General features: G+C 65.7%; 18 protein-coding genes. 11 read left to right on the forward strand and 7 right to left on the reverse strand.

The genetic code is table 11. The features are described from left to right. Position 1: 1 nt before the first annotated feature. The 3 genes from folE to TO66_RS04880 form a co-directional block, all read right to left on the reverse strand. The gene (gene folE / locus TO66_RS04870; protein ID WP_044461258.1) at positions 2 to 562 is read right to left on the reverse strand and encodes a GTP cyclohydrolase I FolE; all 561 of its coding nucleotides are present in this window, start codon (positions 560 to 562) and stop codon (positions 2 to 4) included. Between the two features lie 20 nt (positions 563 to 582). Beyond that, complete coding sequence (gene folM / locus TO66_RS04875; RefSeq protein WP_044461259.1) at positions 583 to 1293, reverse strand: dihydromonapterin reductase; 711 nt, start codon at positions 1291 to 1293, stop codon at positions 583 to 585. 161 nt (positions 1294 to 1454) lie between these two features. Further along, positions 1455 to 2018, reverse strand: coding sequence for an antibiotic biosynthesis monooxygenase (locus TO66_RS04880; RefSeq protein ID WP_044461260.1), 564 nt, complete (start codon positions 2016 to 2018; stop codon positions 1455 to 1457). A 213-nt stretch (positions 2019 to 2231) separates the two neighbouring features. On the opposite strand from TO66_RS04880, the gene TO66_RS04885 reads away from it, so the two are divergent. Beyond that, a complete protein-coding gene (locus tag TO66_RS04885; RefSeq protein ID WP_044465950.1) occupies positions 2232 to 3191 on the forward strand; it encodes a MerR family transcriptional regulator in 960 nt (319 codons plus the stop codon). Between the two features lie 10 nt (positions 3192 to 3201). On the opposite strand, the gene TO66_RS04890 is transcribed toward TO66_RS04885, so the two are convergent. Together TO66_RS04890 and TO66_RS04895 are read right to left on the reverse strand one after the other, a co-directional pair. Continuing rightward, a complete protein-coding gene (locus tag TO66_RS04890) occupies positions 3202 to 3807 on the reverse strand; it encodes a hypothetical protein (RefSeq protein ID WP_044461261.1) in 606 nt (201 codons plus the stop codon). A gap of 55 nt (positions 3808 to 3862) precedes the next feature. Beyond that, positions 3863 to 4336 carry a PAS domain-containing protein gene (locus TO66_RS04895; RefSeq protein WP_044461262.1) on the reverse strand — a complete coding sequence of 158 codons (474 nt, stop codon included), beginning with the start codon at positions 4334 to 4336 and terminating at the stop codon, positions 3863 to 3865. 158 nt (positions 4337 to 4494) lie between these two features. Here TO66_RS04895 and TO66_RS04900 point away from each other — a divergent pair, with 158 nt between their 5' ends. Continuing rightward, positions 4495 to 4950, forward strand: coding sequence for a flavodoxin (locus TO66_RS04900; protein WP_044461263.1), 456 nt, complete (start codon positions 4495 to 4497; stop codon positions 4948 to 4950). Here the strand turns inward: TO66_RS04900 and TO66_RS04905 are convergent. Beyond that, positions 4931 to 5827 (reverse strand): LysR family transcriptional regulator, encoded by an 897-nt coding sequence (locus TO66_RS04905; RefSeq protein WP_044465951.1) that lies wholly within the window; start codon positions 5825 to 5827, stop codon positions 4931 to 4933. The two genes, TO66_RS04900 and TO66_RS04905, sit on opposite strands and share 20 nt — an antisense overlap. 110 nt (positions 5828 to 5937) lie before the next feature. Here TO66_RS04905 and TO66_RS04910 point away from each other — a divergent pair, with 110 nt between their 5' ends. The 9 genes from TO66_RS04910 (at position 5938) to TO66_RS04950 (ending at position 16772) form a co-directional block, all read left to right on the forward strand. Continuing rightward, complete coding sequence (locus TO66_RS04910; RefSeq protein ID WP_044461264.1) at positions 5938 to 6324, forward strand: CidA/LrgA family protein; 387 nt, start codon at positions 5938 to 5940, stop codon at positions 6322 to 6324. After that, the gene (locus TO66_RS04915) at positions 6314 to 7000 is read left to right on the forward strand and encodes an LrgB family protein (RefSeq protein WP_044461265.1); all 687 of its coding nucleotides are present in this window, start codon (positions 6314 to 6316) and stop codon (positions 6998 to 7000) included. Before TO66_RS04910 ends, TO66_RS04915 begins: the two co-directional genes overlap by 11 nt. Positions 7001 to 7155: 155 nt before the next feature. Next, entirely contained in the window at positions 7156 to 7938 is a 783-nt protein-coding gene (locus tag TO66_RS04920; protein WP_044461266.1) for a class II aldolase/adducin family protein, read from the forward strand. Then, positions 7938 to 8840 carry an alpha/beta fold hydrolase gene (locus TO66_RS04925; RefSeq protein ID WP_044461267.1) on the forward strand — a complete coding sequence of 301 codons (903 nt, stop codon included), beginning with the start codon at positions 7938 to 7940 and terminating at the stop codon, positions 8838 to 8840. Before TO66_RS04920 ends, TO66_RS04925 begins: the two co-directional genes overlap by 1 nt. Positions 8841 to 9010: 170 nt before the next feature. Next, positions 9011 to 9922, forward strand: a complete 912-nt coding sequence (locus TO66_RS04930) for an SDR family oxidoreductase (protein ID WP_044461268.1) — start codon at positions 9011 to 9013, stop codon at positions 9920 to 9922. Between the two features lie 129 nt (positions 9923 to 10051). Then, positions 10052 to 10408: a hypothetical protein gene (locus TO66_RS04935; RefSeq protein ID WP_044461269.1), complete on the forward strand. Its 357-nt coding sequence runs from the start codon at positions 10052 to 10054 to the stop codon at positions 10406 to 10408. Positions 10409 to 10906: 498 nt separating this feature from the next. Then, positions 10907 to 12700 carry a DUF1302 domain-containing protein gene (locus tag TO66_RS04940; protein ID WP_044461270.1) on the forward strand — a complete coding sequence of 598 codons (1794 nt, stop codon included), beginning with the start codon at positions 10907 to 10909 and terminating at the stop codon, positions 12698 to 12700. A 23-nt stretch (positions 12701 to 12723) separates the two neighbouring features. Continuing rightward, positions 12724 to 14091: a DUF1329 domain-containing protein gene (locus tag TO66_RS04945; protein WP_044461271.1), complete on the forward strand. Its 1368-nt coding sequence runs from the start codon at positions 12724 to 12726 to the stop codon at positions 14089 to 14091. 149 nt (positions 14092 to 14240) lie between these two features. Further along, the gene (locus TO66_RS04950; RefSeq protein WP_044461272.1) at positions 14241 to 16772 is read left to right on the forward strand and encodes a LuxR C-terminal-related transcriptional regulator; all 2532 of its coding nucleotides are present in this window, start codon (positions 14241 to 14243) and stop codon (positions 16770 to 16772) included. Between the two features lie 40 nt (positions 16773 to 16812). Here TO66_RS04950 and TO66_RS04955 read toward each other — a convergent pair whose 3' ends face one another. Beyond that, positions 16813 to 17604, reverse strand: coding sequence for an IclR family transcriptional regulator (locus TO66_RS04955; RefSeq protein WP_044461273.1), 792 nt, complete (start codon positions 17602 to 17604; stop codon positions 16813 to 16815). Between the last annotated feature and the right edge of the window lie 32 nt (positions 17605 to 17636).

The following is a 17636-nucleotide window of genomic DNA, read 5'->3' on the forward strand; positions in this document are numbered from 1 at the left end:
GCTACTTGCTCCGTCCGATCAATTGCAGGAATTCCTGGCGGGTGGTGCTCGAGTCGCGAAAGGCGCCGAGCATCACCGAGGTGTGCATGGTCGAGTTCTGCTTCTCGACACCGCGCATCATCATGCACATGTGCCGGGCTTCGATGACCACCGCGACCCCCGCGGCCCGGGTCACCTGTTGCACCGCGTCGGCGATTTCCCGCGTGAGGTTCTCCTGGATCTGCAGGCGGCGGGCGAACATGTCGACGATCCGCGCGATCTTCGACAGGCCCAGCACCTTGCCGGTGGGAATATAAGCCACATGGGCCTTGCCGATGAAGGGCAGCAGGTGATGTTCGCACAGCGAATACAGCTCGATGTCGGCGACTATGACCATTTCGTCGTTGTCCGAGGCGAACAGCGCGCCGTTGACCACGTCCTCCACGGTCTGGCCGTAGCCATGACACAGGTACTGCATGGCCTTGGCCGCGCGTTGCGGGGTATCGAGCAGTCCTTCGCGCTCGGGGTCTTCACCGAGACCCTTGAGGATCTCGCGGTAATGCTGGGGCAGGGAAAGGTTCATGCAGCGTCCTCGCGCAGGGCTTACTTGACGTGCCGCCCGCCGTTGACGGTCAGGGTGGTGCCGGTGACATAGGGATTGTCGAGCAGGTAACGCAGGCTCTGGTAGATCACTTCGCTGCCGGGCTCGATGCCCAGGGCGGACTTGGCCAGGGCCTTGGCGCGGTAGGCCGCGTCGTCGTCGGGGTTGAACATCAGCAGGGCCGGGGCGATGCCGTTGACCTTGATCCGCGGCGCGTACTTGGCCGCGAAGGACAGGGTCAGGCTGTCGAGGCCGGCCTTGGTGGCGCAATAGGCGATGTGCTTGCTGCTGCCGCGGCGCGTGACATCGTCGCCGATGTGCACGATGTCGGCGGGGCTGGAGCGGTGCAGCAGGTCGGCGCAATGCAGGTTGATCAGGTAGGGCGCGAGCATGTGCACGCTGAACATGTCGGCGAAGGCCGCGCTTTCCTGGCCGGGCGTTTCTTCCAGCCATTGCGAGGCGTTGTGCACGATCGCCCGCAGGCTGTCGGTGTGGCTGTGCAGCTCGTCGATGAAGGCCAGGATCCCGGCCTCGCTGGAGAAGTCGGCGAACAGCGCCAGCGCGCCACGCTCGCGCAGGGTGGCGACGCCGGGGCGTTCGCTGCGGTAGCTGACAATCACCCGATGGCCGTCTTCCAGCAGCCGCAACGCGCAATGCAGGCCGACGCGCTGGCCGGCGCCGGTGATCAGGATCGGGGCGGTGGAAGTAGTCATGAATGGCTCGCGTCGCGGGTAGAGCCAAACTATAACAGCGCGCTGCCGGCTTCGCCCAAGGGGCTATAGGCGCGGCCGGTCGATGCTCGATTGCGCCGAGGGACGGCACCGCGGTCTGGCTGTCAGACCGGGTAACCGTTCATCGCCGGCAAGCCTGGCGCCTACACGTGGTTTTGCGCCGCCGGCAGCGGGCGGGACGGGGTGCCGTTGAGCCACCCGGACAGCAGATGGGTGGAGAGCGGAATGAACCAGTAGACCATCAGCGGCGTCAGGGCCAGGGTGCTGACGAGCACCCGCGGCGCCAGGCTCAGTTCGCCCAGCAGCGGGTTGAGGACGAAGTTGAAGATCAGCGACACCGGGAAAAACGCCAGCCAGATGGCCACCGCCTGCTTCCAGCGCGGCGGGCGTTGCCCCACGGCGCCGAACCAGCCGTCGATACCGCGGACCCGGTGTTCGTGGGGATGGGCGAACAGGTCGCTGCCGCGGGCCAGCCAGGCCGTGCGCGAGGCGGAGTGCTCCCAGGCGTGCAGGGTCTGCTCGTCGGCGAAGCGGAAGATGATCTGGAATTCGTCGTCATCGGGCGGCGGGGCGAGCACGCCGGAGCCCAGATAACCGGGAAAGTCGGTAGCCAGTTGTTCGCCTTCGCGCAGCCAGGCGATCAGGTCCTGGTAACGGCCAGCGGCGACGCGCCGGGCCACCATCAGGGTGACGGGTGAGGTAGACATTATGTATCTCCGTAAAGCCAATGCGTGGCCTGGGTAAGGCCGAACGCCGGACGCGGCACCGGGGTGTCGGGCAGCGCCTTGGAAGCAAGCAAGGATTATTCCCGATTGTGACAAATACACCAGCGACAGCCGTCGATTGGCCCTGTGTTGAAGAAGTGTCACCGATGGGGAGTAGAATGGCCGTCACTTTGCCCATCGGTGTTTGCCGCCCAGATGCCCGTCATTACTGAACTTGCCCGCCCGGCTCAGCCCCTCGACCAGCCTTCTCAGGACGATCTGTTTCCCATTCGGGAAGTTTCACGGCTTACGGGAATCAACCCGGTGACGCTGCGGGCCTGGGAGCGTCGCTACGGGTTGATCCAGCCGACACGCACCGAAAGTGGGCATCGCCTGTATTCGATGCACGATGTTGAGACAGTCCGCGAGATCCTCGGCTGGATCGACCGCGGCGTCGCCGTCAGCAAGGTCGGCAAGATTCTGACCAAGACCCGGGCCGCCCGCGAGCTGCCCCTGGCGCCGTCCGGCAGCAGCGAGCCGGGCGATTACCTGCAATGGCTGGGGCGCCTCAAGCGGGCGGTTGGCGAGTTCGACGAGCCGCAGTTGGAGCGGCTGTACGGGCAGATTTTCTCCAGCTATTCGCTGCCGGTGGTGTTCCAGGACATTCTCCTGCCGTTCTGGCGGCAACTGGCGCAGCATCAAGAGCCTTACGGCCATACCAGCGAATGGCTGTTCCTCGATCGCTTCCTGTGTTCGCGGGCCTCGCAGCGCCTGCTGTTGCAGCGCGGCCATGGAGCGCGCCCGGTGCTGGTGGCGGCGCTGGCCGAGCAGTGCCGCGAGCTGGAATTGCTGGTGGCGGCACTGATGCTGGGCGGCGCGGAAGTGGAGGTCCGGGTGCTGGCGCTGGGGCAGCCCTTCGACGAGCTGACCCTGGTCTGCGAAAAGATCAGGCCCCGGGCGCTGGTGCTGTTTTCCAATCACGCGCCGGCCGCAGAACTGCCACGACGGTTGAACCGCCTGGCGCTGACCCTGGCTTGTCCGTTGTTGCTGGCGGGGGACGTGGCGGACCTGGCCCAGGACAGCCTGAATGAATCGCCGGTGGGCTGCCTGGGCAGCGACGGGCGTTTGATGATGCAGCGCCTGCGGCAGTTTCTCAGCGGTACGCTCGATACCTGAAAGCCAAGCCTCAGACGTGCAGGCTGGGGTGTGCCAGGCGATGCTGCTGCAGGATGAACTGGCGCAGGCGCTCGGTTTCATCCTTGTCGCTCTGGTTCAGCCGATAGGCATAGAAGCCGGCATCGGTCTGGCGTTCGAGACGGCCACGCAGGGCGATGCGCTCGTAGCCCGAGGGGCTGAACCACTGGGCGAACTGCTTGGGTGGCTTGGTCCGGTTGCGAATCTCCAGCAACACACCGTTGAACGACACTTCATGGACCCACAACTGGGTCGGTTGCCCCTTGGTGTTTTCCAGGGCCACGGGCTCGTCCAGGGTCAGGCGCCAGGGGCGGATCCGCGGTCCATCCTCGAAAATGCTCGGCACGCCCAGGCGCAGATGCAGGGCGTGGAACTCGTCTTCGACCAGGTGCAGGGGGAAGGTGATCTGCTGGTTTTCAAAGTGCGCCTGGATGGTCACCTGCTCGTTGGCTGCCAGGCGGGTGAGCAGATCGCGGATCTGCGAGCCTCCATTGACCAGCAGGCTCGAGGTCGCATCCCGCATGTTGAGTTGCGGGTTGTGCTGCATGGTCTGGATGAAGTCCAGTTCGTCCTGGGTGAGGAGAGCGTCACGGCGCATGATGTTGCTCGAAAGAAAGGGTTACAAAATCATTGGTGATTAAGCGTACTGACAATTAATTCCGAATCTTGTTAGAGCCGCTCGTCGCCTGGAAAACAGCCAGCTGGGCGCGGGTTTCCGCCAGCTCCTTTTCCACTTGGGCCAGCCGCTGCTGGGCCTTGACCTGGACCGTCACATCCTTCTGCACGCCGACGAAATAGGTCAACTGGTCGCTTTCGTTGAACACCGGGGTGATCGACAGCTCGTTCCAGAAATGGCTGCCGTCCTTGCGGTAGTTGCGCAGCACCTGGCGGCACGGCTGGCCGCTGTCCAGGGCCTGGCGAATCAGCGGGATACCCGGCTGGTCGCGGTCGCCCGACTGGAGAAAGCGGCAGTCCTGATACAGCACCTCGTCGGCGCTGTAGCCGGTGAGCCGCTCGAACGCCGGGTTGACGTAAATGATGATGTTGTCTTCGCCTTCCTGTTCGGCGACGACGATCCCGTCGTTGGAGGCGTTGATCACCAGTTGCAGCAGGTGGGCGTTGATCATCAGGAAGGTATTCCGCAATCGCTCGGCAGGTGGCGGCAATTCTAAGACATGGCGCGGGGCTGTCCACTGGCCATTATCGGGAAATCATGGGACAAGGCTGGATTTTTTCGCGTAGCTGCTAATATCCCACTCTTTTACTCAGCTTCAGGACCAGATTGATGAAAGTCGCCATCCTTTCCGGCTCGGTGTACGGCACGGCCGAAGAAGTCGCCCGGCACGCCGCCAAGCTCCTCAATGCCGCAGGTTTCGAGGCCTGGCATAACCCCCGCGCCACCCTGGCGGATATCCAGGCGTTCGGCCCCGAGGCCTTCCTGGCCGTGACCTCGACCACCGGCATGGGCGAGCTGCCGGACAACCTGCAGCCGCTGTTCTCGGCCATCCGCGATCAACTGCCGGCCGCCTGGCGCGGCCTTCCCGGTGCGGTGATCGGCCTGGGCGATTCGAGTTATGGCGATACGTTCTGCGGCGGTGGCGAGCAGATGCGCGAGCTGTTCGCCGAGCTCGGGGTGCGCGAAGTGCAAGAAATGCTGCGCCTGGATGCCAGCGAAAGCGTGACCCCGGAAACCGACGCCGAGCCCTGGCTGGCCGAGTTGATCAGCGCCCTGCGCGGCTGACCGGGCGTTCGCGCAACAGCGCGAGCCAGGCTTGCGCGGCCTTGGACAGATAGGCGCCCTGGCGCCAGATGAACGCGATGTCCCAGCGCAGGTAGTCGGGGGCCTGCAGCGCCAGGCGCACCACGCCGGGCCGCACCAGGCCGCGCGCGACCACGCTGGGCAACAGCACCACGCCTTGCCCGGCGGCCACCAGGGCCGCGAGAAAGTCCGCCTGGCCGCTGCGCCCGCCTTCCTTGGGGGTGAACCCGGCCTGCTGACAGGCCTGCAACAAGCGGTCGTTGAGCACAAAACTGCGTTGATAGAGCAGGAACGGCGTGTCCGCCAGTTCTTCCAGGCGCACCCGGGTCTTGCTGGCCAGCGGGTGGCCGGCCGGTAGCAAGGCGTCCAGTGGTTCGTCGCAGAAGGGCTGGTAGGCGAAGGCCGGGTCCTTGGGCGTCAGGCTGCCGCCGATCTCCAGTTCGCCGTTGAGTACCGCCTGTTCGATATTCAGGCTGCCGCCTTCGAGCAGCTGCACGCTGATGTTCGGGTAGCGGCGGCGGTATTCGGCGAACAGGCTGGCGAACAGCGTATCGCTGCCCAGCAGCGGCAAGCCCAAGCGCAATTCGCCGCGGGCCAGTTGGCTCAAGTCGTCCAGTTCGCTGAGCAATTCGTTGCGCAGGCGCAGCATGCCTTCGGCGCGTTGCAGCACCACGCCGCCGGCGGCGGTGAGGTGGATATGCGAGCCCTGGCGATCCAGCAGCGGCGTACCGAGGCTCTGTTCCAGCTGGGCGACCTGCTTGCTCACCGCCGACTGGCTGATGTGCAGGGTCTTGGCGGCCTGGGTGAAGCCGCCCTGGTGAATCACTTCGACGAAGCTGCGCAGCTGTTTGAAGTCCATGTTGTCGCCCTCTGCTTTCAATTCCATTCTGGAATGGCTTCCAGTCTAACAATTCGCTTCGGTGATGGCAGGCGCTTGCTTAAAATGCAGCCCTGCGAGGACCGAATGCCATGAATGCTTCCATTTTCAAACGCCTGGGCCGCCTGTTATCCGAACTGGCGGTGTTGCTGGCTATTTATCTGTTCGGCTGCCAGTTGGCGGTGTGGCTGGCCTGGCCGATTCCCGGTGGCGTGCTGGGCCTGGCCCTGCTGTTGCTGGCGTTCGCCCTGGGCTGGGTCAAGCCCGCGACGCTGCAGACGGGTGCGGGCCTGCTCATGGCCGAGATGCTGCTGTTCTTCATTCCGGCGCTGATGAGCCTGCTGGACTATGGCGGCCTGCTGCGCCAGGACGGCTGGCGGATCCTGCTGGTGATTGGCGTCAGCACACTGATGGTGATGCTGGTCACCGCGTTCACCGTGGAGTGGGTGTGTCGCTGGAGAACCCGCCATGACGCTTGAACCCATGCCGATGTTCTGGCTGCTGCTGACCCTCGTCGCCTACCTGTTCAGCCGCTGGATCTACCGGCGCACCGGCCGCTACCTGCTGTCGCCGCTGATCCTGGTGCCGGCCCTGTTGCTGGCGGTCGCCGTGCCGCTGCATACCGCCTATGCCGAGTACTCCGCCAATACCCATTGGCTGATGCTGGTGCTGGGGCCGGTCACCGTGGCGTTCGCGGTGCCGATCTGGCAGCAGCGGCAGCTGTTGGCGCGGCATTGGTCGGCCTTGCTGCTGGGGATGCTGGCGGGCAGCGCGGCGTCGATCGCCAGCTCCTTCGGGCTGGCCCGGGTACTGGCCCTGGACAGCGCGGTGACGATGTCCCTGGTGCCGCGCTCGATCACCACGCCGTTCGCCATGCCGCTGGCCCACGACCTGGGCGGCGTGCCCGAACTGACGGCGGTGTTCGTGATGTTCACCGGGGTGTTCGGCGCCATGCTCGGCGGCATCCTGCTCAAGTGGCTGCCGCTGCGCAGTGCCCTGGCCCGGGGCGCGCTGTTCGGGGTCGGGGCCCATGGCGCGGGCGTCAGCCGTGCCCATGAAGTCGGTGGCGAAGAAGGCTCGGTGGCGGGGCTGGTGATGGTCCTTACCGGCTTGCTGAACCTGTTTGCCGCGCCTTTGTTGGCGTCGGTGCTTTGACGGTTGACCTGTGCCGATCGGAACTAAAATGAGCACTGACCCGCTCGGTCAGTAAGCTGGCTGCCAAGGCAACTACCTGAACCCGGACGGCTGACTAGACTGGGTTCCCACGCCTAAAAAAATAATAAAAATCTGCCGTCACTGAGGTCATTGCCGTGAGTCTATCCTCCGTTCAGTCGACATCGAGTGTGAAAGATCAGGTCAGCGCCGCCGAATGGCAGACCCGCGTCGACCTGGCCGCCTGCTACCGCCTGGTGGCGATGCATGGCTGGGACGACCTGATTTTCACCCACATCTCCGCCAAGGTCCCGGGCACCGAAGATTTCCTGATCAACCCGTTCGGCCTGATGTTCCACGAGATCACCGCCTCGAGCCTGGTGAAGGTCGACCTGGCCGGCAACAAGCTGATGGACAGCCCCTACGACATCAACCCGGCCGGCTACACCATTCACAGCGCCGTACATGAGGTACGGCACGATGTGGCCTGCGTGCTGCACACCCATACCGCGGCCGGGGTCGCGGTGTCCGCGCAGCAGCAGGGGGTGTTGCCCATCAGCCAGCAGTCGCTGTTCGTGTTGTCGAGCCTGGGGTATCACGCCTATGAAGGCGTGGCCCTGAACCATGAGGAGAAGGCCCGGCTGCAGGCCGACCTGGGCGAGGGTAATTTCCTGATGCTGCACAACCACGGCCTGCTGACCTGTGGCGGCACCATTGCCGATACCTTCCTGATGATGTTCACCTTCCAGCGCGCCTGCGAAATCCAGGTGCTGGCGCAGAACGGCGCGGCGCCGCTGATCAGCATCGAGCCGCAGATCCTCGCCGGGGCCAAGGCGATGATCGCCGGCGTCACCAAGAGCGCCCAGGGCATGGGCGGCGCGCTGGCCTGGCCGGCGCTGCTGCGCAAACTCGATAAACAAGACGCGGGTTACAGACTCTGATGCCTATCACCGAGATTCCTCTGTGCGTATGGCGCAAGCGCGGACACCGTTTCGAGTTTCGCGGCCAGGCCATTCGCTACTGGACGGCGGGGCAGGGCGAGCCGCTGCTGCTGATCCATGGTTTTCCCACCGCGGCCTGGGACTGGCACTACCTGTGGCAGCCCCTGGCCCAGCGCTACCGCGTGATTGCCTGCGACATGCTGGGCTTCGGCGACTCGGCCAAGCCGCGGGACCATGAGTACAGCCTGCTGGAGCAGGCGGACTTGCAGCAGGCCCTGCTCGAGCACCTCAAGGTCGAGGCGCCCGTGCATCTGCTGGCCCATGACTACGGCGACAGCGTCGCCCAGGAACTGCTTGCCCGGCACTGCGAGGCGCACCGCGAGATCGCCAGCTGTGTCTTTCTCAATGGCGGCCTGTTCCCGGAAACCCATCGCCCGGTACTGACCCAGAAGCTGCTGCTCAGCCCGCTGGGCTGGATGCTCGGCCGGGCGTTCAGCCGCGAAGGCCTGGCCAAGAGCTTCAGCCAGATCTTCGGCGCGCAGACCCGGCCCAGCGAAAGCGTGCTGGATGATTTCTGGAGCCTGGTGGAGGCCAATGGCGGTACGCGGATCCTGCACAAGCTGATCGCCTATATCCCCGAGCGCCGGGTCCAGCGCGATCGCTGGGTGACGGCCATGCAGCGGGGCGAAGTGCCGTTGCGGGCGATCGTCGGCGCGGTGGATCCGATTTCCGGGGAGCACATGGTCCAGCGTTACCGCGAACTGATCCCCGACCCGGACACGGTGCTGCTGGCCGGCATCGGCCATTACCCGCAGACCGAAGCGCCGGTCCAGGTGCTCCAGCATTACCTGGCCTTCCGGGAAAACCTGGCGTTGCCGCCGCGCAAGCTGGCCTGGTCCTGAGCCGCGCCTGACATCCTCCGGCCCTCGCGGAAGTTGGCCAGGCCGGCCGCGCGCCCTCGATCATCACCCTGCCTTATCGGGCACCATTCAGCCCCAGCCGTATTGATTGTGAGCCCCGGCCGCGTGCCCGACACTCCAGCCTATTGTCCATCTGCCTGTGGGAGTTCGGTATGAGTGAGTCTGTACGCTTCGAGAATAAAGTCGTGATCGTCACCGGTGCCGGCGGTGGTCTGGGGCAGGCTCACGCGTTGCTGTTCGCCAGGCACGGGGCGAAGGTGCTGGTCAACGACCTGGGCGGTTCGACCCAGGGCGAGGGCGCCAGCGCCTCGGCGGCCGACCGGGTGGTGGCGCAGATCCGCGAGGCCGGTGGCATTGCCGAGGCCAACCACGATTCGGTGACCGATGGCGACAAGATCGTGCAGAACGCCCTGGACGCCTTCGGCCGGGTGGATGTGGTGGTGAACAACGCCGGCATCCTGCGCGACAAGACCTTCCACAAGATGGAAGACGCCGATTGGGACCTGGTGTACCGCGTCCATGTCGAAGGCGCCTACAAGGTCACCCGCGCCGCCTGGCCGCATATGCGCGAGCAGGGGTATGGCCGGGTGATCTTCACGGCGTCCACTTCCGGCATCTACGGTAACTTCGGCCAGTCCAACTACGGCATGGCCAAGCTCGGCCTCTACGGCCTGACCCGGACCCTGGCCCTGGAAGGCCGTAAGAACAACATCCTGGTCAACGCCATCGCGCCCACCGGCGGCACGCGGATGACCGAGGGGCTGATCCCGCCGCAGGTATTCGAGCAGCTCAAGCCCGAACTGGTCAGCCCGCTGGTGGTGTACCTGGGCAGCGAAAACTGCCAGGAAACCTCCGGCCTGTTCGAGGTCGGCGGCGGCTGGATGGGCAAGGTGCGCTGGGAGCGCAGCCTGGGGCTGGGCTTCGACCCGCGCCAGGGGTTCTCGCCGGAAGACGTCGCCGCGCACTGGCAGCAGATCTGCGACTTCGAGGGCGCGGCGCATCCCAAGGACAACATCGAGGCCCTCAAGGAAATGATGCAGAACCTACAGAAATACGCGATCTGAAGCCGCCCGCCAGCGGCTCGCGCCACCCGTGCAACCGCGGTCCTCGCGGTTGTACTCCTTATGCGTTGGTCACTATCCTCGGTGCACACCGTTCTTGCCGAACGCCGACCGCATAAGGAAGCGCAGCCCATGTACGAATCCAAGACCCAGCCGCTGTTGTCGCGCCTGCAATTCCTGCGGCGCCTGTTCCTGCATGTGCTGGCGACCCTGGCGCTGATCGGGTTCTCGCTGCTGCTGGGGATCGCCGGGCATCTGTATTTCGAGCCGGGCGTCAATGGCTACGACGCGCTGTTCAACGCCGCGATGATGCTCGGCGGCATCGGCCCCGCGGCGATGCCGGCGACGGCGGGGGGCAAGTTGTTCTTCGCCAGCTACGGCCTGTACACCAACCTGGTGTTCGTCGCGGCCTTCGGCCTGATCCTCGCGCCGGTCGCCCATCGCCTGTTGCATCGCTTCCACTGCGAACCCGACGACCCCAACGCCTGAAGTCCCCTCACCTCCTACCGGAAAGCCGGGCATAAAAAAGGCCGCTGCAAGGCAGCGGCCGAAGTAAGACGTTAGATCAAGGAGCAACAAATCAACGTCAGTGAACACCCGGTGAAGATCTGAATATCGTTGCTTCAAACCTTCTGAATCCTTTGGCCCCGAGGTGGCGCGGTCACACCTCTGGACGACCCTGCATGGCGGCTTGCCGTGAGAGCGAGGTCAGAATAAGGGCTGGCCGGGCAATGAAAAATAGCGATTCGGGACAAGGACTGTTACAGCCTGGGCAACAGTGGTGCACAGCCCCCGCGGGCGCTCCGCAACGGTGCCATTGATCCACCTGATACCCGTTCATCCAGGCCGTCGATGCCTCGCGCAAAGGCCCGTCCGGCAAGGACATTCATCCTTTCGGGCGACAACACGAATACCTCCTTGGTGCGCTTATCGCTCCCGTGCGCGGGCAGTAGGGTGAAGCCTCCTGTCATTCACCGGGGAAGACGCATGACAAAAACAACAATGCGCGCCATCTTCAAACCGCAGGCCCTGGCCGTCGCGGTGGCCTTGGGCTGCTGCGCCCAGGCGCAGGCCGTGTCATTCAACATCGGGGAAATCGAGGGGCAGTTCGATTCTTCGCTGTCCATCGGCGCCAGCTGGGGCATGCGCGACGCCGACAAGGACCTGGTGGGGGTGGTCAACGGCGGCCGCGGCCAGTCGTCCACCGGTGACGATGGGCGCCTGAACTTCAAGAAAGGCGAGACCTTCTCGAAGATCTTCAAGGGCCTCCACGACCTGGAGTTGAAATACGGCGACACCGGCGTCTTCGTCCGGGGCAAGTACTGGTACGACTTCGAACTCAAGGATGAAGACCGCGAGTTCAAGCCCATCAGCGACCACAATCGCAAGGAGGGCGCCAAGTCTTCCGGCGGGCAGATCCTCGACGCTTTCATCTATCACAACTATTCCATCGCCGACCTGCCGGGCACCGTACGCGCCGGCAAGCAGGTGGTCAGCTGGGGCGAGAGCACCTTCATCGGCAACTCGATCAACAGCATCAACCCGATCGACGTCTCGGCGTTTCGCCGCCCTGGCGCCGAGATCAAGGAAGGCCTGATCCCGGTGAACATGCTGTTCGCCTCCCAGGGCCTGACCGACCGCCTGACCGTGGAAGGGTTCTACCAGCTGGAATGGGACCAGACCGTGGTCGACAACTGCGGCACCTTCTTCGGCAACGACGTGGTGGCGGACGGCTGCACCAGCGGCTACACCGTCGGCAGCCCGGCGATCCGGCCGCTGCAACCGATTGCCGCGGCGTTCGGCCAGGGTTTCACCGTGGCGCCCGAAGGCGTGGTCATCGGCCGCGCCGGCGATCGCGACGCCCGCGACTCCGGGCAGTGGGGCACGGCCTTGCGCTGGATGGGCGACGACACCGAGTACGGCCTGTACTTCATGAACTACCACGCCCGCACCCCGACGGTCGGCACCATCACCGCCGGGAGCAGCACCCTGGCGAGCATTCCGGGGATCGTCAGCACCGCCAACAGGATCGCCCCGGGCACCGGTGCGGCCCTGGCCCAGAGCGTGATGCTCGGGCGCGGCCAGTACTACCTCGAATACCCGGAAGACATCCGCCTGTACGGCGCCAGCTTCTCCACCACGCTGCCCACCGGCACCGCCTGGACCGGCGAGATCAGCTATCGGCCCAACGCCCCGGTGCAGATCAACACCAACGACCTGACCCTGGCGCTGGTCAACCCGATCGCCGGTGGCCTGGCGTCGCCGGTACGGACGTCTCCGGGCGCCGACAACACCGGTTACCGGCGCAAGGAAATCACCCAGTTGCAGAGCACCCTGACCCAGTTCTTCGACCAGGTGCTGGGCGCCGACCGCCTGACCCTGGTGGGCGAGGCGGCGATCGTGCATGTCGGCGGCCTGGAGTCGAAAAGCCAGCTGCGCTACGGCCGCGACTCGGTCTACGGCCAGTACGGCTTCGGCGGCGATACCGATGGGTTCGTCACGGCCACCTCCTGGGGTTACCGCGCCCGGGCGATCCTCGACTACAACAACCTGATCGGCGGGGTGAACATCAAGCCCAACCTGTCCTGGTCCCACGACGTCAACGGCTACGGGCCCAACGGCCTGTTCAACGAAGGCGCCAAGGCGGTGAGCCTCGGGGTCGATGCCGACTACCGCAACACCTACACCGCCAGCCTCAGCTACACCGACTTTTTCGGTGGCGACTACAACACCCTCAAAGACCGCGATTTCCTCGCATTGAGCTTCGGCGTGAACTTCTGACCCGACCCAGGAAGGACAATTTTATGCGCAAGACGATTTTGCAATGCGGTGCCCTGGCCCTGACCCTGTTGGCGGCCAACGTGATGGCGGCGGTCAGCCCGCAGGAAGCGGACCGGCTCGGCACCAGCCTGACCCCGGTCGGCGCCGAGAAGGGCGGCAATGCCGACGGCTCGATCCCGGCCTGGACCGGCGGCATCGGCAAGAACGCCGGCGCGGTGGATGCCAAGGGCTTCCTCGCCGACCCGTTCGCCAACGAGAAGCCGCTGTTCACCATCACCGCGGCCACGGTCGACAAATACAAGGACAAGCTGTCCGACGGCCAGGTGGCGATGTTCAAGCGCTACCCGGAAACCTACAAGATCCCGGTCTACCCGACCCATCGCACGGTGGGCCTGCCGCCCGACATCTACGAGTCGGCGAAGCGCAGCGCCTTGAACGTTACCTCGATCAACGAGGGCAACGGCCTGGCCAATTTCACCGGCAACCGCTACTACGCCTTCCCGATTCCGAAGAGCGGCGTGGAAGTGCTGTGGAACCACATCACCCGTTATCACGGCGGCAATCTGCGGCGCATCATCACCCAGGCCACCCCGCAGACCAACGGCAGCTTCACGCCGATCCGCTTCGAAGAGGAAGTGGCGGTGCCGCAGCAGATTCCGGACATGGACCCGCAAAAGAGCGCCAACGTGCTGAGCTACTTCAAGCAGGCGGTGACCGCCCCGGCCCGCCTGGCCGGCAACGTGCTGCTGGTGCACGAGACCCTCGACCAGGTGAAGGAGCCGCGCCTGGCGTGGATCTACAACGCCGGCCAGCGCCGAGTGCGCCGCGCCCCGCAAGTGGCCTACGACGGGCCGGGCACCGCCGCCGACGGCCTGCGCACCTCGGACAACTTCGACATGTTCTCCGGCGCGCCGGACCGTTATGACTGGAAGCTGGTGGGCAAGAAGGAGATGTACATTCCCTACAACGCCTACAAGCTCGATTCGACGAGCCTCAAGTACGACGACATCATCAAGGCCGGGCACATCAACCAGGACCTGACCCGCTACGAGCTGCACCGGGTCTGGGAAGTGATCGGCACGGTCAAGCCCGGCGAGCGGCATATCTACGCCAAGCGCCATATGTATATCGACGAGGACAGCTGGCAGGTGGCGCTGGTGGACCACTACGACGGTCGCGGCCAGTTGTGGCGGGTGGCCGAAGGGCATACGCAGTTCTATTACAACGCCCAGGTGCCGGCCTATACCCTCGAAGCGCTGTACGACCTCATCGCCGGGCGCTACATCGCCCTGGGGATGAAGAACGAGGAGAAGCACGGCTACGAGTTCGGCTTCGCCGCCAAGGCCGCCGACTACACCCCGGCCGCCCTGCGTGCAAGCGGTGTGCGTTAAGGCCCTGGAGGCATACGCTGGCAAAAGGCGACCGACCGGTCGCCTTTTTTATGGGCGCGGATCAGCGTGCTGAATACTTCTCAACAAGCACCGGCGACAGGGCTAGGGTGAGGGCACGCAGGCTAAAACTATAAAAAAGGCACGCCGCAATGACCGCCATGCTCTCCTGTCCCGGATTCCTGCCTCGCCTTTCGTCCCATCATTTGTCCCGCAGCCGCCTGAGTACCCCGCTCCTGGCATCGTCCGCCCGGGTGAAACTGCTCTGCGCGCCCGCCGGCAGCGGCAAGACCGCGCTGTTGGTCGAATGCCTGCTGCGGGCACCGGCCGGGCACCGGGTGTGCTGGCTGCCCCAGGCGGGGGCGGCGCGCACCCCGCAGCAGCTGTGCGCCGAACTGGCCCGGGGGCTGGGCCTGGCGACTGCGGACGAGGCCAGCGTGTTGGGCCACCTGGCGCAGGTGCAGACCCCTACCTGGCTGTTTCTCGACGACTATTGCCGGGCCGCGGCGCCGCCGCTGGACGGGCTGCTCGACCGCCTGCTGGCAATCAGCAACCCGGCGCTGACCTGGTGGCTGGGGGCCCGGCGTCGACCGCAATGCAACTGGCCGCGGTTGCTGCTCGACGACGAACTCTACGAATGCACGGGCCCCGAGCTGGGCTTTACCCAGGCGGATATCGAGCAGTTGCTGGCGCAATTGCCGCAGCCGCTGTCGACGCACACCGCGGGCCGGATCCTGGAGCGCAGCGGCGGCTGGTGCGCCGGCGTGCGCATCGCCCTGCTCGAAGGCAGCGACCTGGCCGCCGCGCCGTGCAAGCCGGGGCGTCCCAATACCCTGCGCGAATACCTGGAGCACGAACTGTTCAGCGTGTTGCCGGCGGAGCTGGCCGAAGCCTGGCACGTGCTGGCGCACTTGCCGCGTTTCAACGCATCGTTGTGCGAGCATCTGTTCGGCTCCGGGGAGGGCGCCCAGCACCTGCGGGCGTTGCAGGAACTGGGATGCTTCATCGAACCCTTGGAGGAGGCGCCCGAGTGGCTGCAAGTGTTCGCTCCCCTGGCCCGGCTGATGCGCGACGAACCCTGGCCGGCGGGGCGCTCCTGGCACCGTCGGGCCTGCCAGTGGTTCGCCGCGCAGGAAGACTGGCAGGCGGCGTTCGAGCAAGCGCTGCTGGCACAGGAATACGAAGTCGCGGTCAGCCTGTTGCAACACTTCAGTTTCGAGCACCTGTTCGAGCGGCAGAACGTGGTGTTGCTGCTGCGCCTGCATGAACGGCAGGGCGACGAACTGCTGCTCGGCAGCCCGCAGCTGGTTGGCCTGCTGACGGCGGCCCTGCTGTTCGCCGGACGTTTCGACCAGGCCCGGGACTGCGTGGCGCAGATGGCCCGCTTCGCGCCGCAGCCAACGGCCTCCGGGCAGCGGCAACTGGTGGCGCGCTGGCAGGCGCAGCAGGGCTGGCTGTTGCACCTGCAAGGGTTGATGGAGCCAGCGCGGCTGCACTTTCTCGAAGCGCTCACCGAGTTGGCCGCCACGGCCTGGCCGACGCGCCTGCTGTGCCTGTCGGGCCTGACGCAGCAGGCCTTGCTACGGGGCGAACTGGAGCTGGCGCAGGCCCTCAACCGCGAAGCGCTGTGCCTGGCCCGGGCCGAGGGTTCGGTGGTGTTCGAGGCCTTGCTGGAACTGGACCATGCGCAGTTGCTGGAGCAGCGCGGGGCGCCGCATCGGGCGGAAAGCCTGCTCGACGCCATGCAGCACTTATTGAGTGACCAGGCCCGTCGGGCCGAGCCCTTGCTCGGACGCATCGCCCTGCGCCGTGGACGCCTGGCGTTGCGCCAGGGCTATGTGGAACAGGCGGGCGAGCATTTTCAACATGGCCTCGAACTGTGTCTGCCGAACCAGGACAAATACGTGCTGGACGGCTTTCTCGGGCAGGCGCTGCTGGCCGCCTACCGCAGCGACTATGCCCAGGCCTTCGTGACCCTGCGCGATGCCGAGCGGCTGATGCAGCAGCGGCAGATCCCCGATGGGCTGTACCGCGCGGTGCTGCTGCACGTCAGCAGCCTGGTCTGGTTGCAGCAGGGGCGGGCGGAGCTGGCCCATGAAGCCCTGCGGCGCGTCTTGCGTTACTACCGCGGCCCCGAGGCGCGGCAGGCACCGCCGACCACCCTCGAACTGATCCCGCGCCTTGAATGCCTGCTGGTGCTGGCCGAGGTTTACCTGCGGTGCGCCCAGGCTCCCGTCGCGGCCTTGCAGGCATTGCTGGCGCAGGCCCGGCAGCGGGGCATGCTGGGCCTGGAGGCCGAGTTGCAACTGGCCATGGCCGAGGTTGCCTACCTGCTGGGAGACTCGGCGCTGGCCGGGCAGGCGCTGAAGGACGGGCTGGCGCTCGCGGCGCGCTGCCAGTTGCATCAGGCGCAGCAGGCCCTGCGCCTGCGCCAGCCGGGCATCTTTGAGCTGGAGACGACGCCGGCCGAGGCGGCGCCGGCGTTCGAGGACAGCCCGCTGAGCCAGCGCGAGCTGGAGGTGCTGCAACTGATCGCCCTGGGCAGCTCCAACCAGCAGATCGCCGAGCAGCTGTTCATTTCCCTGCATACGGTCAAGACCCACGCCCGCCGCATTCACAGCAAGCTCGGGGTGGAGCGCCGGACCCAGGCGGTGGCCAGGGCCAAGGCGCTGGGGTTGATGTGAGCGTCGCCAGGGTCCGCACGAAAAGGCGGACAGCCAGCGCCTAGGGCTGGTAGCCCATGCGCCAGCTGACGGCGTGGGCCGCGGCCAGCAGGCGCTGCGCCGCCGGGCCGTGTTCATCGGCGTGGAACAGCGAGGTCGGGCCGACCACCGTCAGTACCGCGGCGATCTTGCCGGTGGCGTCGAACACCGGTGCCGACAAGGCATCCACGCCTGGCATCAGCAGGCCGTGCACATGGTGCAGGCCCTGCTCGCGGATCTGTTGGCACAGCGCGGCATAGGCCGGTTCGTCCGCCAGGGCGTGGGGCGCATGGGCCTTGAGTTCCTGCTCGCGCAGGTCGACGGTCTCGCGGTGCGGCAGGTAGGCGCCGAACACCAGTCCGGTGGATGAGCTGAGCAGCGGCAGCACCGAACCCAGTTGCGTCACCACCGTCACCGCACGCACCGCGGGTTCGATGTGCACCACGGTCGCGCCCTGGTTGCCCCATACCGCGAGAAAGCAGGTCTCGTTCAATTCATCCCGCAGCTCGGCCAGGGGCAGGGCGGCGATCTTCAACACGTCCAGGCTGCCCAGCGCGGCCATGCCGACCCGCAAGGCCTCGCGGCCCAGGCCGTAGTGGTTGGTGGCGGTGTTCTGTTCGGCGAAACCGCTGGCGATCAGCGCTTGCAGGTAGCGATGCACCTTGCTCGCGGGCATCTGCACATGTTCGGCCAGGCGCGACAGCGAGGTGGCCGGAGACAGCTCGGCCAGGGCCTTGAGGATGTCGGTGCCGACCTCGGCCGAGCGGACTTTCTGTTTGCCGTTGCTGTCGCTGGTGCTGCGCGGTTTTTCCATGGAGGCGGTGTGATCCCGGGACGAATGGGCGT

It is taken from the genome of Pseudomonas sp. MRSN 12121 (assembly GCF_000931465.1).
GTDB lineage: Bacteria > Pseudomonadota > Gammaproteobacteria > Pseudomonadales > Pseudomonadaceae > Aquipseudomonas.

Coding starts and splice junctions, on each gene's coding strand:
- TO66_RS04945 (WP_044461271.1), top strand. CDS start 12,724: ATGCGCAAGACGATTTTGCAATGCGGTGCCCTGGCCCTGACCCTGTTG.
- TO66_RS04915 (WP_044461265.1), top strand. CDS start 6,314: ATGACGCTTGAACCCATGCCGATGTTCTGGCTGCTGCTGACCCTCGTC.
- TO66_RS04950 (WP_044461272.1), top strand. CDS start 14,241: ATGACCGCCATGCTCTCCTGTCCCGGATTCCTGCCTCGCCTTTCGTCC.
- TO66_RS04940 (WP_044461270.1), top strand. CDS start 10,907: ATGACAAAAACAACAATGCGCGCCATCTTCAAACCGCAGGCCCTGGCC.
- folM (WP_044461259.1), bottom strand. CDS start 1,293: ATGACTACTTCCACCGCCCCGATCCTGATCACCGGCGCCGGCCAGCGC.
- TO66_RS04900 (WP_044461263.1), top strand. CDS start 4,495: ATGAAAGTCGCCATCCTTTCCGGCTCGGTGTACGGCACGGCCGAAGAA.
- folE (WP_044461258.1), bottom strand. CDS start 562: ATGAACCTTTCCCTGCCCCAGCATTACCGCGAGATCCTCAAGGGTCTC.
- TO66_RS04905 (WP_044465951.1), bottom strand. CDS start 5,827: ATGGACTTCAAACAGCTGCGCAGCTTCGTCGAAGTGATTCACCAGGGC.
- TO66_RS04925 (WP_044461267.1), top strand. CDS start 7,938: ATGCCTATCACCGAGATTCCTCTGTGCGTATGGCGCAAGCGCGGACAC.
- TO66_RS04895 (WP_044461262.1), bottom strand. CDS start 4,336: ATGATCAACGCCCACCTGCTGCAACTGGTGATCAACGCCTCCAACGAC.
- TO66_RS04885 (WP_044465950.1), top strand. CDS start 2,232: ATGCCCGTCATTACTGAACTTGCCCGCCCGGCTCAGCCCCTCGACCAG.
- TO66_RS04955 (WP_044461273.1), bottom strand. CDS start 17,604: ATGGAAAAACCGCGCAGCACCAGCGACAGCAACGGCAAACAGAAAGTC.
- TO66_RS04880 (WP_044461260.1), bottom strand. CDS start 2,018: ATGTCTACCTCACCCGTCACCCTGATGGTGGCCCGGCGCGTCGCCGCT.
- TO66_RS04910 (WP_044461264.1), top strand. CDS start 5,938: ATGAATGCTTCCATTTTCAAACGCCTGGGCCGCCTGTTATCCGAACTG.
- TO66_RS04890 (WP_044461261.1), bottom strand. CDS start 3,807: ATGCGCCGTGACGCTCTCCTCACCCAGGACGAACTGGACTTCATCCAG.
- TO66_RS04935 (WP_044461269.1), top strand. CDS start 10,052: ATGTACGAATCCAAGACCCAGCCGCTGTTGTCGCGCCTGCAATTCCTG.
- TO66_RS04930 (WP_044461268.1), top strand. CDS start 9,011: ATGAGTGAGTCTGTACGCTTCGAGAATAAAGTCGTGATCGTCACCGGT.